This is a genomic window from Chryseobacterium sp. DT-167, from assembly GCF_058310155.1.
In genome coordinates, this window is the sequence record NZ_JBZEEQ010000001.1 from 316,079 (window position 1) to 331,625 (window position 15,547).

At 35.3% G+C, this 15,547-nt stretch carries 14 protein-coding genes; 12 read left to right on the top strand and 2 right to left on the bottom strand.

Going from position 1 to position 15,547, the window contains the following annotated elements:
* The first annotated feature begins 9 nt into the window (after nucleotides 1–9).
* The 4 genes from cysD (at nucleotide 10) to AC4FQ5_RS01360 (ending at nucleotide 3,564) form a co-directional block, all read left to right on the top strand.
* On the top strand, nucleotides 10–918 hold the full coding sequence (gene cysD / locus AC4FQ5_RS01345) for a sulfate adenylyltransferase subunit CysD (protein ID WP_491140702.1): 909 nt from the start codon (nucleotides 10–12) through the stop codon (nucleotides 916–918).
* Nucleotides 919–1,057: 139 nt separating this feature from the next.
* Nucleotides 1,058–2,299 (top strand): sulfate adenylyltransferase subunit 1, encoded by a 1,242-nt coding sequence (locus tag AC4FQ5_RS01350; RefSeq protein WP_491140703.1) that lies wholly within the window; start codon nucleotides 1,058–1,060, stop codon nucleotides 2,297–2,299.
* A gap of 1 nt (nucleotide 2,300) precedes the next feature.
* The gene (locus AC4FQ5_RS01355; protein ID WP_491140704.1) at nucleotides 2,301–3,185 is read left to right on the top strand and encodes a sulfite exporter TauE/SafE family protein; all 885 of its coding nucleotides are present in this window, start codon (nucleotides 2,301–2,303) and stop codon (nucleotides 3,183–3,185) included.
* 88 nt (nucleotides 3,186–3,273) lie between these two features.
* Nucleotides 3,274–3,564 (top strand): putative quinol monooxygenase, encoded by a 291-nt coding sequence (locus tag AC4FQ5_RS01360; RefSeq protein ID WP_491140705.1) that lies wholly within the window; start codon nucleotides 3,274–3,276, stop codon nucleotides 3,562–3,564.
* A 161-nt stretch (nucleotides 3,565–3,725) separates the two neighbouring features.
* Here AC4FQ5_RS01360 and AC4FQ5_RS01365 read toward each other — a convergent pair whose 3' ends face one another.
* The gene (locus tag AC4FQ5_RS01365; RefSeq protein WP_491140706.1) at nucleotides 3,726–5,003 is read right to left on the bottom strand and encodes a T9SS type A sorting domain-containing protein; all 1,278 of its coding nucleotides are present in this window, start codon (nucleotides 5,001–5,003) and stop codon (nucleotides 3,726–3,728) included.
* A 199-nt stretch (nucleotides 5,004–5,202) separates the two neighbouring features.
* Nucleotides 5,203–6,474, bottom strand: a complete 1,272-nt coding sequence (locus AC4FQ5_RS01370) for a T9SS type A sorting domain-containing protein (protein ID WP_491140707.1) — start codon at nucleotides 6,472–6,474, stop codon at nucleotides 5,203–5,205.
* 240 nt (nucleotides 6,475–6,714) lie between these two features.
* Here AC4FQ5_RS01370 and AC4FQ5_RS01375 point away from each other — a divergent pair, with 240 nt between their 5' ends.
* The 8 genes from AC4FQ5_RS01375 to AC4FQ5_RS01410 all read left to right on the top strand — a co-directional run bounded on the left by AC4FQ5_RS01375 (nucleotide 6,715) and on the right by AC4FQ5_RS01410 (nucleotide 15,478).
* Entirely contained in the window at nucleotides 6,715–8,850 is a 2,136-nt protein-coding gene (locus AC4FQ5_RS01375) for a TonB-dependent receptor plug domain-containing protein (RefSeq protein WP_491140708.1), read from the top strand.
* 10 nt (nucleotides 8,851–8,860) lie between these two features.
* Nucleotides 8,861–9,988, top strand: a complete 1,128-nt coding sequence (locus tag AC4FQ5_RS01380; RefSeq protein WP_491140709.1) for an HmuY family protein — start codon at nucleotides 8,861–8,863, stop codon at nucleotides 9,986–9,988.
* 24 nt (nucleotides 9,989–10,012) lie between these two features.
* The gene (locus AC4FQ5_RS01385; protein ID WP_491140710.1) at nucleotides 10,013–10,891 is read left to right on the top strand and encodes a heme/hemin ABC transporter substrate-binding protein; all 879 of its coding nucleotides are present in this window, start codon (nucleotides 10,013–10,015) and stop codon (nucleotides 10,889–10,891) included.
* Entirely contained in the window at nucleotides 10,875–11,915 is a 1,041-nt protein-coding gene (locus AC4FQ5_RS01390) for a FecCD family ABC transporter permease (RefSeq protein ID WP_491140711.1), read from the top strand. The genes AC4FQ5_RS01385 and AC4FQ5_RS01390 overlap by 17 nt, the downstream gene beginning before the upstream one ends.
* Nucleotides 11,915–12,688, top strand: a complete 774-nt coding sequence (locus tag AC4FQ5_RS01395; RefSeq protein WP_491140712.1) for a heme ABC transporter ATP-binding protein — start codon at nucleotides 11,915–11,917, stop codon at nucleotides 12,686–12,688. The genes AC4FQ5_RS01390 and AC4FQ5_RS01395 overlap by 1 nt, the downstream gene beginning before the upstream one ends.
* Nucleotide 12,689: 1 nt before the next feature.
* Nucleotides 12,690–13,340 carry a class I SAM-dependent methyltransferase gene (locus AC4FQ5_RS01400; RefSeq protein WP_491140713.1) on the top strand — a complete coding sequence of 217 codons (651 nt, stop codon included), beginning with the start codon at nucleotides 12,690–12,692 and terminating at the stop codon, nucleotides 13,338–13,340.
* Nucleotides 13,341–13,344: 4 nt separating this feature from the next.
* Entirely contained in the window at nucleotides 13,345–14,373 is a 1,029-nt protein-coding gene (locus AC4FQ5_RS01405; RefSeq protein WP_491140714.1) for a hemin-degrading factor, read from the top strand.
* A gap of 232 nt (nucleotides 14,374–14,605) precedes the next feature.
* Entirely contained in the window at nucleotides 14,606–15,478 is an 873-nt protein-coding gene (locus AC4FQ5_RS01410) for a ChaN family lipoprotein (protein WP_491140715.1), read from the top strand.
* The last annotated feature ends 69 nt before the right edge of the window (nucleotides 15,479–15,547 follow it).

Here is a 15,547-nt window from a genome sequence, read left to right on the forward strand (position 1 = left end):
GAAATAAAAATGAGTACATATAAACTAGACTATCTGGAACAGCTGGAAGCCGAAAGTATTTATATTATGCGCGAAATTGCAGCGCAGTTTGAGAAACCGGCTTTGCTATTCAGTGGCGGAAAAGATTCGATCACATTGGTACATTTGGCTAAAAAGGCTTTTGCTCCGATGAAAATTCCGTTTCCTTTGGTGCATATCGATACGGGACACAATTTCCCGGAAGCATTGCAGTTCAGAGATTATTATGCTGAAAGTATCGGTGCAGAACTGATTGTAAGAAAAGTTGAAGATACCATTAAAGCTAAAAATTTAACCGAACCCAAAGGAAAATTCGCTTCAAGAAACTGGCTGCAGACCCATACTTTATTAGATACAATTGAAGAATTTCAGTTTGATGCCTGTATCGGAGGTGCGAGAAGAGATGAAGAAAAAGCGAGAGCGAAAGAACGTTTTTTCTCCGTGCGTGACGAGTTCGGACAATGGGATCCGAAATTACAGCGTCCGGAATTGTGGAATATCTACAACGGAAGAATTAATAAAGGTGAAAATGTAAGAGTGTTCCCGATTTCGAACTGGACGGAGCTTGATGTCTGGAATTATATCAAAAAAGAGAATATTCAGTTGCCATCCATTTATTTTGCTCATGATCGTGATGTGATTGAATATGACGGACAGTTAATTGCGGTTTCAGATTTTATTCAGATTGATGAAAATGATGAAATTGTGACTAAAAAAGTGCGTTACAGAACAGTTGGAGACATGACTTGTACTGCCGCAGTTGAAAGTGCAGCTGAAACTTTGGATGAGGTTGTCACTGAAATCACGGCCTCAAAAATTTCCGAAAGAGGAGAAACCAGAATTGATGATAAAGTGACGGAAGCGGCGATGGAAGACCGGAAAAAAGGAGGATACTTTTAATATAAGTAATGAGTAATTGGTAATAAGTAATGCAAAACTTACTGCATATTTTACTCATAGCTTAAAATAAAATTATAAAAGAAATGAGCGGTTTGAAAAAATTACTCATTACCAATTACTCATTATTAATAAAAAAAATGTGGACATACTAAGATTTATCACTGCGGGAAGTGTAGACGACGGGAAAAGTACCCTGATCGGAAGGCTTCTTTATGACAGTAAAAATATACTGATTGATCAGCTTGAAGCTTTAGAAAAACAATCAAAAAACAAAAACGAAAATGGTGTTGACCTTGCAATTCTTACCGACGGATTGAGAGCGGAAAGAGAGCAGGGAATTACCATTGATGTCGCATATCGGTATTTTTCGACACCAAAAAGGAAATTTATCATTGCAGATGCTCCGGGACATATTCAATACACCAGAAATATGATTACGGGAGCTTCAAATTCACAACTGATTGTGATTCTGATTGATGCAAGACAGGGTGTGATCGAACAGACCAGAAGACATTCAATCATCGCTTCATTGTTGAAGATGAAAAATGTTGTGGTTGCTATTAATAAAATGGATTTGGTTGATTATTCCGAAGAAATTTATAAAGACATTAAAGCTCAATATGAATTGGTAGCGCAGAAATTAGGTCTGGAAAACGTCAGTTATTTCCCGATTTCTGCCTTTCATGGAGATAATATTGTGGATAAATCTTCTAAAACCGATTGGTACGATGGTCCTGCACTTTTAGATTTCCTGGAAACTGTGGAAATTGCTGAAAATAAAGATGTTGATCATCCGAGATTTCAGGTTCAGTACGTGATTCGTCCACAAACCGCTGAACTGCATGATTACAGAGGTTATGCCGGAGAAGTAATTTCGGGAATTTATAAAAAAGGGGACGAGATTACTATTCTTCCACAAAATATTCAAAGTAAAATTTCAAAAATTGAAACTGGCGGAAAAGAAGTTGATTTTGTCTTTACCAATCAACCCGCTGTTTTGCATACTGAAGATGATATTGACATCAGTCGCGGTGATTTTATAGTTAAAACAGACAGTCATCCCAAAGTTGAAAATGAGTTTGAAGCTGTTGTTTGCTGGCTTGATAAAAAAGAACTGATGGAAGGAAATAAATATTTTATTCAGCATAAAAGCAAAACTCTGAAAGCAATTATCAAAGAAATTGAATATAAAATTGATGTGAATACTTTAGAAAAAACGCCCACTACAGAAAGCATAAAGTTGAATGAAGTGGTGAAAGTTCGTTTGAAAACTGCTTCACCATTGGTTTTTGACAGTTTTGAAAACAGTAAATCAACCGGAAATGCCATTTTGATTGACGAAACAAGCAATTCTACAGTGGGTGCTGTAATGATTTTATAATATGGAACTTACAAGGAAAGTTCAGATAAGATTAAATATATTTTTAGTCACTATTGCAATATTATTTGTTGTGGTCTTTTCGATGTATGAATTAGGATATCTTGATGAGCTTCAATTAATTTTAGCTAAAGACAATCATATTTTCTACTGGATGATGTTGGTCGGTTTTTTGGCAGAAATCGTTGCCGGATCAATGGGAATGGGATATGGTGTCATTTGTACCACAACACTTTTGTTCCTTAATATTCCGCCACATATTGTGAGTGCGAGTATTCACTCGGCAGAAAGTTTTACCACAGCTGCAGGAAGCATCAGTCATATCAAACTGAAAAATGTAAGTAAAAGTCTGGTGAAAAAGCTTGCGATTCCTGCAATTATCGGAGCAATTGTTGGTGCTTTATGCCTGACTTATGTCGGTGAATACTATTCTAAAATCACCAAAACAGTTATCGCTTTTTATACTTTGTATCTTGGCTTTCAGATCTTATCAAATGCTTTTAAGCCAAAACAGAATAAGTCTTTAAAAAAGAAAACAAACTTAACAAGATTAGGATTGATCGGTGGTTTCATCGATTCTTTTGCCGGTGGAGGATGGGGACCTTTAGTTACCGGAACTTTGATTAAGAATAGTTTCACACCCCGGTTTGCGGTTGGAAGTTCTACAGTTGCCAAATTTATTCTCACGATTACGGCAGCAATTACCTTTATTTTTACATTAGGAATTCAGCACTGGAACATTATTTTAGGACTTTTAATCGGTGGAATCATTACTGCGCCGTTTTCAGCAATGCTAACAGCAAAACTGCCCGTGAAAAAAATGTTTATTGTGATCGGAATATTAGTGATTGTCATGAGTTCTATAACAATTTACAAATCTGTATTTTAATAAAAACTTCATGCTTATTAAAGAAATTTAGGAATTAAACTTAAAACAAGCAGCGAAATTATTTACATTTACACCCTAAAAATAAAGCATGAATTTACACATTGTAGCGCTTTTCAAATTTAACGAAAGTTATCTGATGGAAGCGGTAGAACTTTTCCAGACATTGGTGAGAGAAACAAGAAAAGAAGAGGGCTGTCTTCAGTATGATTTGATAGAAGATAATGAGCAGAAGGGAACTTTTTTCCTGACGGAACTTTGGGAAAGTGTAGAACACCACAATCATCACAACGGAACAGATCATTTGTTGAATTTCAGAAGAGATGCCTCAAAAATTATGACAAGCAGCATCCAGGTTTATAAAGGATTTAAGGTTTATTAATTTACTTCAATAGCTTCAAAAAATGCAAAGGCAGTTTCATCATTTTTGAAACTGCCTTTTATAGAAAAAATAGAAAGTATTAATTTTAATTGTGAATAGCAGACAATCGCTAATTTAGAATTATCATTGACAGCAGAATGCTGATTCACTATTCACATCGCTTATTTTACGATTAATTTTTTAGTTTCTGTCTGTCCGCCGAAAGTGATTTTCACAATATAGTTTCCGGATGGAAGGTGAGATAAGTTTAAGTCTTGTTTATAGAAACCTGCTTGATTGGTCAATTCGGCATTATAAACTTTTTTTCCGGTAAGGTCATATACTTCTACATTTCCTTTGTTAGTTGATTTTTCTTTTACATCAAATAATACAGTAACTCTTTTGTCTGCAGTCGTAGGGTTTGGATAGATCCCGAAAGATGCTTTTTTACTCACCTCAGTTACATCCAAAACTGAAGTAATGTTTTTATACTTAAAATACATATTACCCGTCGTAGCCCCACCATTTTGTGTGAAATACATTCTGTAATAAGTACTTCCCTGCTTCACATAATAAACTGCATCGCTGTGAACTCCTGTTGTTGGTTTCCAGGTGTGTCCTATTGTTGTAATATTACCTGAAAATGCTGTTGTTGCAGGTAAAGTTGCGGCTGAAGTATCCTGAGTTTCAGGCTGTACTTTTGCGATTGTTACGTTTGGACTCTGGATAACTCCTGATAATCTGTACATCATAATATTGGCATAAAAAGACCAATATCTTGTAAACATAAGATCCCAGTCTGCTTTTGGCGGTTCAAGATTGGCAACTTTATCACCCGTTGTAAAAGAGAAATAATTAAAAAATGCATCATCTGTTCCGTTAGCTACGGTTTTAGTTTGGGTTGCATCCCAAGTAGAAGATGTAGCATTCCATTTAGAATATTTGAACGTATATCCTCCAAAATAATCCTGAATCATGAATTTAATGTATTCTCCCGTAGATAAATATTTTAAAACAAAAATGACATTTCCTTCAATATGATGATTTCCGGGATTGTAAGATCCCCATCCGTAAGGTGCAGATCCCTGTTCGAAAGCACCGTCCTGAAGTGTCGTTGTCACATCCGGATTATAAAGCGGTGCGCCCCAGGAAGCTATATTTGAAATGTTGATATTGTCCCAATTTGCTGCTACATTTGAAGCTTCATAAACTTCTATATTTTGAGCATCATTGATTCTTGTTCCGAAACTCATTGATGAATTTCTATAGAACGCAACATCCCAGGTATTTGCAGGTTGTGAAACAATAGTATTTGTGCTAAAATCAAAGAATACACGATTTTGATAATTTGCTCCTGTCGTTAAATTTACAGAAGTGTATCCGTTTGCATCAGTTTGTGACAAAACAGTCTGTTGAACTGTTAAAGCAAATAAAGAAGCTAAAAGTAGTTTTGTCTTCATAATAGATTTCTTATTTAGAATTATTCTACAAAACTAAGTATTTATTTTTAATAAGTCTAAATAAAAACATGACATTTGTCTTATTTCTGTTGTTTTTATATTAAATTTAATTAATAATATATTGATTAATAGATTTTTATAAAATAAAAAAGCTGACTACAATTTGCAGTCAGCTTTTGAATTATTTTAAATAATTAAATTATTTCTTGATAATTTTAGATTTCACAGCTTTACCTTCTGTAGTTTCAATAAGAATATAATAAACTCCTGTCTGAAGTGCAGAAATATCAAAAAGACTGTTGTCAACTTTTCCTGAAGCAACTTTTTGTCCTGCAGCAGAATAAATTTCTACATTCTTAGGTTGTACTTTACCTACGAATTGAAGAGCAGTATTTTCTGTGTTTACAGCAAATTTAATAAGGTCTTTAGATTTTGTAACATCAGAAGTTGATAAAACAGAAAGTACATCATAAATAACATCATCTACATAAACCGCAGAATGATTTGCTGCTCCTACAAATTTCCATGCAATATATTGAGAGGCAGATGCCGGAACATCAAAAGTAAGAGTTTGTGCTGCAGAGCCTAAAGCTATCGTAGTTGCACTTCCTAAAGAGGTAAAAGTCGTCATGTCTGTAGGGTTTGAAACTAAACCAACTTCAAGAGTAGCATTTCCGTTAGAAGCTGCAGATACGCCTATTGTGTATCTAACTTTCTTGCTACCGTTGGGAGCTACAATTTTTGGAGAAACAAGGTACGAAGTTGTACCGGCTGTATTGGCTGAATAAAACTGAATTGCATTACTCCCGTTATTCGCCGCTATATATACGTTGTGAGGAGCAGTAGCTATTACTTTGCTCCATCCATTTTGCGGAATTGCCGATGAACCTGCTGTGAAAGAATTGAAGCTTTCATTAATAGTTGCCAATGGCGGAGTGTCGTATACTACATTATCAATCAATGTTGCTGTATGGTTTGCAGATGGTGTAATCTTAAAAACAATATAAGTAGATGCAGAAGCGGGAATGCTTACTGTGTAAGTTTGTGCCGTTGTGCTTGAAATAGAAAATGCTGTTCCTACCGGTGTAAAAGTTGTCATATCAGCTGGGTTTGATGCCATACCGATTTGAATAGTTGAAGTTCCCGGAGAAGAAGCGACCAAACCTGCTGTAAAGCTTAAAGTTTTATCTCCTGTCGGTGCAACAATTTGTGGAGTTATCAAATGCGATGCTGTCGTTCCATTGTTACCTGCATAAGATTGTACAGCTTTATCAGTTCCTGTTGTCACAATCATCAAAGGTGCAGGTGGATAAGGTAAAGGATTGGGAGCAACAATAGCTGACCATCCGCTCTGAGGAAAAGTTGCATTTCCTTCAGTGAAACTATTAAAATTTTCGTTGATTGATGCCAACTGAGCATTTGCTACTGTTGCTGCAAAAGTAAAAGCTGCAAAAAGTAATTTTAATTTCATTTTTCTATTATTTAATTATGACGCAAAATTAAACATTTGTTTTTAATTGTTCTAAATAAAATAATGATTTTTATTTCTTTTTATTATTTATTAAACTTTCTGTAGAAATAAAAATTTCAGCAAATTACCATCAGGTAGATTGCATCAACATTATATCCTTGAAAAAAATCATATGACAAAATTCTAATTATTTTTAATTGTTCTAAATAAAGCACTATATTTGTCGAAAATTTTGAGTTTATGAAGAAGAAAGTGCTTTCCATCGTGTTATTATCAGCCATTTTTTGGATCAATGCGCAGGAAAAAGATTCTCTTAACCAGAAAAAAATAGAAGAGGTGGTTATCACTGGGCAATTTATGCAGCAGTCAATCAATAAATCCATCTATAAGGTTGAAGTAATTGATGCACAGCAGATAAAGAATATGGCGGTAACCAACGTTGCAGAAGTTCTTAATCAAAATCTTAACATCTTGATAGAACCAAGCAGAGGTTCTGGAAATTCAAATGCAAGTATCATGGGATTGAGTGGTGAATACACCAAAATCCTGATTGATAATATTCCCGTTGTGAGTGATGAAGGGATGGGGAATCTGGTAGATCTCACCAAAATCAATGTCAATAACATTGAAAGAATTGAAGTGGTAAAAGGATCAATGGGTGTTGAATACGGTAATAATGCCGTAGCTGGAGTGATCAATATTATTACTAAAAAAAATTACGGAAAGAAGTTTACAGCAATTGCTTCGTTACAGGAAGAAACTGTAGGTAAAGATTACGACTGGTTCAAAAAGGGAAATGGGCGTCACATTCAGTCTTTAAATATCGGATATAAAATTAATGATAACTGGTCTGTAACAGCAGATATTAATCACAATGATTTTCAGGGATATAAAGGTATTTTGAACGGGTACAAATATTTCAGCGAAAACAACGATGGAAATCGCGGTTACGAATGGCAGCCAAAAGATATGTTGACCACCAATGGAACCATCAGATACGGAAAAGGTCACACAAGCTTCTTTTATAAATTAAATTACCTTACGGAAAAAATAAACTATTACAATCCTTTGGTTGTGGAAGATTATTTGGGTGGCGGAAACAGAACCTACACTTCAAATGATATCGACTACAATACAGAGAGATGGATTCATCAGTTTAATATTCAGACTAAATTAGGAAGAATCAATTACAACGGTGATTTTTCTTATCAGACTCAGGAAAGAAAATCTCAGGATTATCTTTATGATGTGCCAAACAGAAAAGAACTATCCAGAGACTCTGAAATTACTTTCTTTAAATCGGATGTCCTATATTCAAGAGGAATGTTCAGCAACTTTTTAAACAGTGAAAAAATCAATTTTCAGCTTGGTTACGAATTAGACAGAACAAAAGGTTTTGCCGATGCAACAACTTTTGAAAGCAATAATAATGGAAGAAGCATTGAGAGGTCAATCTTCAACTATGCAAACTTCCTTTCGGCAGAATGGAATGTTGTTGACTGGTTTTCGGTACGTCCCGGAGTAAGATTGGCTTTGAGTGACAAATTTGATTCTCAGTATAATTATTCTACAACTTTTAGATTCAAAACTTCAGAAAAATCAGATATTCGTACAGTTTTCGGGACAGCAAACAGATTCCCGACTTATGATGAATTGTATACTTATGTTGTAGATAATAACCACGATATCAGAGGAAATGAAAATCTTAAGCCGGAAAAAGGATATTCAGCGAGTGTATTTTGGGATTATGCCACCACTTTGTCAAGCGACTGGAAGTTAAATTTCAGTGCATCGGCAATGTATCTTGATGTACAAGACAGAATCGAAGATGTTGTGATCAATAACAGCCCTTTACAAATCACTTATTTGAATGTTGACAATTATAAATCTTTATTATTCGGAGGAGGTTTTAATGTAAGAAAAGGAGATTTATCGTTCAATGCAGGAGTTTCGGTGATGGGAATTTCGCAGTCTCTGAATTCAGGAAATATTTCTTCTCCTGACGATTTTAATTACTATGCTGAAGCCAATTTAGCTGCAAATTATACTCTGCCAAATACCAAAACTTTATTTGCGCTTTACTACAAATACACAGGCGAACAGAGAAAATATACATTACAGACTAATGCTCAAGATCCTCAGGATCCGGGACAATATGTTTTAGGAGAAATCGGTGATTTTAATATGCTGAATTTTACACTAAGTCAGCCTTTTTTCAAAAATCATTTCGAAGTGAGTTTAGGGATCAAAAATATTTTTGATGTAACCAGTATCAGAAATACAGTACAGGCTGGAAATTCTCATAACGGAGCAGCAAATCAACAGAATCTATTCTACGGCAGAAGCTATTTTGCCAGATTAAATTATAATTTTTAAATAAATTAAAATGAAAAAAATACTATTTTGCTTATTAGTAGGCGCTTCATTCATTTCTCAGTCGTGTATTAATGATAACGAAGATCCCGTAGCAGTAGCACCTTCAGACGGAGCAATCGCAGATCCTGGTGTAGGTGGTGCAAAACAACCAAATCAGGTTTGGATAGATCTTAGTGATATTGATCCTGTAACTAAAAAACCAAAAGAAACTCTTACCAAAAGAACAGATTGGGATCTTGCATTATATTCCGGAAATGAGTTTAAAGTAGTTTTAAATTCTTCAATTATGATGGCAGCAGGGAAAATTCCAAATGCTACCAATATTGATTTGGTTACTGAAGCCAATGTTGCATCACTAAAAGATATGGTTCAAGTAGCAAATTTCAATCCCGCAAATGTTGCTTACATTGACGATGTAAAAGGCGATTTTCCTGCCGGATATACCGCAATTGAAGAAATAAAGGCAAATGAATCTGATAACGCAGTCTACCTTGTCAATATGGGTAAAGAAATTTATACAGGATCAGTTCCTACAGGTTCAGTAGCAACTGGTGGTAGTGACAGAGGCTGGATGAAAGTACAGGTCGTAAGATCAGGAACTGGTTACAAAGTGAAATATGCTGAACTTAATTCAGCTACTCATAAAGAATTAAGTGTCAATAAAAACGCTGCTTACAATTATAATTTTGTCAGCTTAAATAATAACAAAGAAGTTTTTATTCAACCCGAAAAAAAGAAATGGGACATCTGTTTTACTGTTTTCACAAACACAATTACAGGAGCAGGAAGTTACATTTATGCTGATTTTGTAGCACTGAATAATGTAGCTGGAGCAGCAGCTTATGAAATTATGGTTCCGTCAACATCTTCAGGAGTTGAAGCCTATACCAATTTCAAAACTTCAGATATTGATCAGTCAAAGTTCGTTTATAATGATCAGAGGGTAATCGGCGCAAACTGGAGAAATCCTGTAGGAACCAATGGACTTGAAGTATATGGTGACCGTTTTTATGTTATAAAAGATCCCGAAGGATTTTATTTTAAATTAAGATTCACAAGACTTACAAAAGCAGCTACGGATCAAAATGGACAGGCCGGGGAACGTGGTTTTCCTCAATTTGAATACAAACCTTTATAGAAATAAATCAAATAATAGTAAAACATGAAAAAATTCATTCTTGCAGTTTCTGTACTTGCAGCTGTATATTCTTGTAAAAAAGAAACTTCAAAACCGACTGAAAATAAAACAGAAGTTTCATCTGAAACTCCGAAAACAAATAATAAGATCGTTTCTCTAAGCGGAGGGATTACAGAGATTGTTGCTGCTTTAGGACACGAAAGCGAAATCGTTGCTACAGATGTTACAAGCACTTATCCTGAATCATTAAAAGCCACTGCTAAAGATTTAGGTCATGTAAGATCAATGACGATCGAGCCGATTATGGCAGTAAGTCCTACTTTGATTTTAGCATCAGATAAAGATATTAATCCGGATTTATTAGGGAAAATCAAAACTTCAGGCATCAAAACAGAATTATTCAAGCAGGAATTTTCTGTTGATGGAACCAAAAAGCTGATCGCTGATGTAGCAAAAGCTGTCGGAAATACTGATTATCAGAAATTAAACGATAAAATAGATGCAGACTTAAAACAGGTACAGCCGATTGCTAAGAAACCAAAAGTATTGTTCATCTACGCAAGAGGAAATATGATGATGGTTTCCGGGAAAAATACTCCGATGGCAGCTTTGATCGGTCTTGCAGGAGGTGAAAACGCAATCAGTGATTTTGAAGATTTCAAACCTCTGACTCCTGAAGCGGTTGTAAAAGCAAATCCTGATGTATTGTTCTTTTTTACAAGCGGATTACAGGGTTCAGGTGGAAATGAAGGTGCTCTGAAAATGCCGGGTGTTTCTCAGACCAATGCCGGAAAAAACAAAAAGATTATTGCGATGGACGGAGGTTTGGTTTCCGGTTTCGGTCCAAGATTAGGAGAGGCTGCAGTTGCACTAAACAAACTTTTAGTTGAAAGCACAAAGTAAATTATATTCTTATGTAATATTAAGTGCCCTTTTGCTGGTTGCACTGGCGATTGCGGCACTTTACATTGGAGTTTATGATTTTAATGGAGTCTCACCTTTCACGGTTTTAAAACAGTTTATAATACGTGATCCCAATTTAGCTTTAAGCGACAAATATGTCATTTGGGATGTGCGTGCAGCACGGATTATCATGGCGATTTTAGTAGGAAGTATGCTCGCAGTTTCAGGAACGAGTTTGCAGGGATTGTTTAAAAATCCTTTGGCAACCGGTGAAGCAATAGGTTTAACTTCCGGAGCAACTTTACTTGCGGCAATTGCAATTGTTTTAGGAGGGCATTTCAAACAGTATCTTCCTGAAATGGTTCAGTTTTCACTGACGGGTATTTCAGCTTTTATAGGAGCTTTATTGGCAATGATGCTGGTTTACAGAATCTCAACGAGTGCAGGGAAAACCAATGTAGTGATGATGTTATTAAGTGGTGTTGCCATTACATCCATCGGTTTTTCAATTACAGGATTTCTGATTTATATTTCTAAAGACGAGCAGTTGAGAGATTTAACGTTTTGGAATATGGGAAGTTTAGCCGCTGCAACATGGACGAAAAACATTGTTTTAGCCATTGTAATTGCAGTTTCATACACCATTTTACTCCCAAAAGGGAAGGCTTTAAATGCAATGATGCTGGGAGAAAGAGATGCGCAGCATTTAGGAATCAATGTTGAAAGACTAAAGAAGCAGATTGTGATAATTACCTCTTTAATGGTAGGAACCTGTGTGGCATTTTCCGGGACGATTGGTTTTGTAGGTCTTATTGTACCTTATATTTTAAGGCTTTTATTTAAATCAAATTATACGTTTATTTTGCCGTTGTCAGCGGTTTTGGGAAGTATTTTACTGTTGATTGCCGACACGATCAGCAGAAGCATTGTGGCACCGTCAGAATTGCCCATCGGTATTTTGACATCACTGATTGGAGGTCCGATTTTCATTGCTATTTTAATTAAATTTAAAAAATCACTTTAATGTTAAGGGCAAATCAGATCAGTTATAAGCATAAAGATTTTTTTATTCTTGATGAGGTTGATGTTTCTTTGAATTACGGAGAATTTTTAGCGATTGTCGGTCCCAACGGAGCCGGAAAATCTAGTTTGCTCAGTGTTTTGGCAAATGAAATCAAGCAGGGAAAACAAGAGATTTTATTTAAGGAAAAACAGATTTCAGCATGGGAAGTACGTGAATTATCAATGCATAAAGCCAAATTTTCACAGCACAATTCCAACGAAATTCCTTTGCAGGTAAAAGATGTCGTGATGATGGGTCGTTATCCTTATTTTGATTCTCAACCACGGAAAGAAGACTTCGAAGCGATGAATAAACACCTCTACGAAACCGATGTTTATCATTTGAAAGACCGAGATTATAATACATTATCAGGTGGTGAAAAACAGCGTGTACATCTTTCGAGAGTCATGGCGCAGGTGGAAAATGAGATTGAAAAAAAACTGATTTTCTTAGACGAACCTTTGAATAATTTAGATATAAAACATCAGTATAAAGCTTTAGAGATCATCAAAAAATTTACACAAAAGGAAAATTCGGCGATCGTGGTTTTACATGATCTGAATTTGGCAGCCCAGTTTGCAGACAAGATTTTATTGATGAAATCTGGGAAAGTTTCGGCATACGGAACGCCGGAAGAGGTTTTCACGGCTGAAAATATTACGAATGCTTATCATTTCCCCTGTACGATTTGTCCGCATCCCGTAAACTCAAACCCGATGATCATTTTTGGATAATATGGAAATAGATCAACTTAAAATATTAGCACAAAATCTTGCCAATCCGCAAGGTGAAAAAGGAATCGAAATTGGCGAAATGATGAATGCCACCAATATCGGCATGACGCTGGAAAGTATTCATGCCTTGCTGATCGAAGACGACGAACATATTCTAGAAATCGGTCACGGAAACGCAGGTCACCTGAAAACTATTTTAAGCAAAGCTAAAAACTTAAAATATACAGGAATCGACATCTCTGAAACGATGCACAATGAAGCGGAAAAAATAAATTCTGAATTTAAAGATCAGGCTGATTTTGTATTGTATGAAGGTAAAAAACTTCCTTTTGAAGATGATTTTTTTGATAAAATATTTACAGTAAACACCGTTTATTTCTGGGAAAAACCTGTGGAATATTTAAATGAAGTTTACAGGGTTCTAAAAGACAATGGAACGTTTGTTCTCACGTTCGGACAGCGTGATTTCATGGAAACATTACCTTTCACCAAATATAATTTTAAACTTTATAATAATGACCAAATGGAAGAATTGATTTCAGAAAGTCATTTTAAAAGAATGAAGATCTCCGAAAAAAAAGAACAAATAAAAAGCAAAACCGGAGATGAAGTAATCGAAAGAATTTACACAGTTTTAACCATAAAAAAATAAAATAATGAGCACATTAGTTAACGAACTGAAAGAAAAATGGGAAGCTCTTAAGGCAGAAAACCCACATTTGAGAATAAGAAATGCCGCAGAACAATTGGGTGTAAGTGAAGCAGAATTATTATTAACTAACGTAGGAGAGGGCGTTACTGTTCTGAAACCTGAGTTTGCAAACATCTTGACAGAAGTTGAAAAATTAGGAAAAGTAATGGCTCTCACAAGAAACGACGAGTGTGTACACGAGAGAAAAGGGACTTACCTGAATGGTGATTTCAGCAGTCCTCATGCACAGCTTTTCGTAGGTGAAGATATTGACCTGAGAATTTTTATGAATCACTGGAAATTTGCTTTTGCAGTAGTGGAAGGTGACCGAAAAAGCCTTCAGTTCTTCGGAAAAGACGGTTTGGCACTTCATAAAATATATTTAACAAAAGACAGCAATGTTGAAGCTTTTGATCCGATCGTGGCTCAGTTTAAAGCTGAAAATCAGACTGAAACTTTTGAATTTGAAGCAGTAGCTCCAAAAGCTCCTGAAAAAGCTGATTCTGAAATTGATGCTGAAGGTTTCAAAAAAGCATGGACTGAACTGAAAGATACCCATGATTTCTTTATGATGACCAGAAAATTCGGAGTTTCAAGAACCCAGGCTTTGAGATTGGCTCCTGAAGGATACGCTAAAAAAATAGAAACTTCAAAAGTGGTCAACGTTCTTGAGGATGCGTCTGAAAAGAATTTACCAATCATGATTTTCGTGGGTAACAGAGGAATTATCCAGATCCACACAGGTGAAGTGAAAAAAACAATGTGGCACCAACAATGGTTCAACGTGATGGATCCTGATTTTAATTTACACCTTGATGTAACGAAAATCGCAGAAGCGTGGATCGTGAAAAAACCAACGGAAGACGGTGAAGTAACGGCGATTGAAGTATTCAACAAAGAAGGTGATTTTATCGTTCAGTTTTTCGGAAAAAGAAAACCTGGTATCCCGGAATTACAAGAATGGAAAAACCTTGTAGCAGATTTAGAAAAATAATTGATAATTGATTTGTTAAAGGCCGTTTTGTTTTTTCAAGGCGGCTTTTTTCTTAAGTTAAATTGTAAATTTGCTTAAAAGCAAAGGGTCATGAATTTCCATTTATCCACTTAGTTTGTCATCCCGTAGGCATCTAAACCAAATTATTAGATATTGAATTGGAAGATTCGTGTCTAGATCCTTACGGGATGACAAACATGATGTTTATTAAAAACGATTAAAAGAAATAATAATGAAAAATATTTTCATCACCATATTGTTGATCAGTTTTTGTTTTGTAAATGCACAAAACCTGAAAGCTTTTCAGTTTTACAATCAAAAAGGAAAGGAAATAAAAACAGATAAATTAGTCAATGAATTGGCTGAGTATGACATTGTTTTCTTTGGTGAAAACCACAACAGTTCGATCAACCACTGGTTACAATTAAAAATCACGGAAGCATTATTTGCAAAGAAAAACGGAAAGTTAATTTTAGGAGCCGAAATGTTTGAAAGGGATAATCAATCACAGCTGAATAATTATTTAAGCGGAAAATTTGATGCTAAAACATTGAAAGATTCAGCACGTCTTTGGAGTAATTACACAACAGATTACAAACCTTTGGTTGATTTTGCGAAAGATAAAAAATTGAAATTTATTGCTACTAATGTTCCGAGAAAGTATGCTTCTCAAACTGCAAAAGAGGGTATGGAATCATTAAGTAAACTGAATGAAAAAGATAAAAATTATATTGCTCAACTACCAATAAAAGTAACTTTAGACACACCCGGTTATCCTGAAATGAAAACCATGATGGGTGAACATGCAGACGGAACAAAAGTGATGAATTTTATTTCTGCACAAGCCATCAAAGACGCAACAATGGCAGAATCTATCATGAAAAATTTTGAAGCAGGAAAAACATTCATTCACTACAACGGAAATTTTCACAGCAAAGAATTTGGCGGAATTTATTGGTACATCAAACATAAAAACCCCAACCTAAAAATGGCGGTCATCTCTGTCTTCGAATCTGAAGATCCGGAATTAAAAATTCCTGAGAAAGATTATATTCCGACAGATTTTAATCTGATTATTCCGGCAGATATGACGAAGACATATTAAGATTTTATAAGTGAAAAATATTTCCAAAGTTTGTCATTCCTGAGGAATCTCCACAAAGAATTATGACAG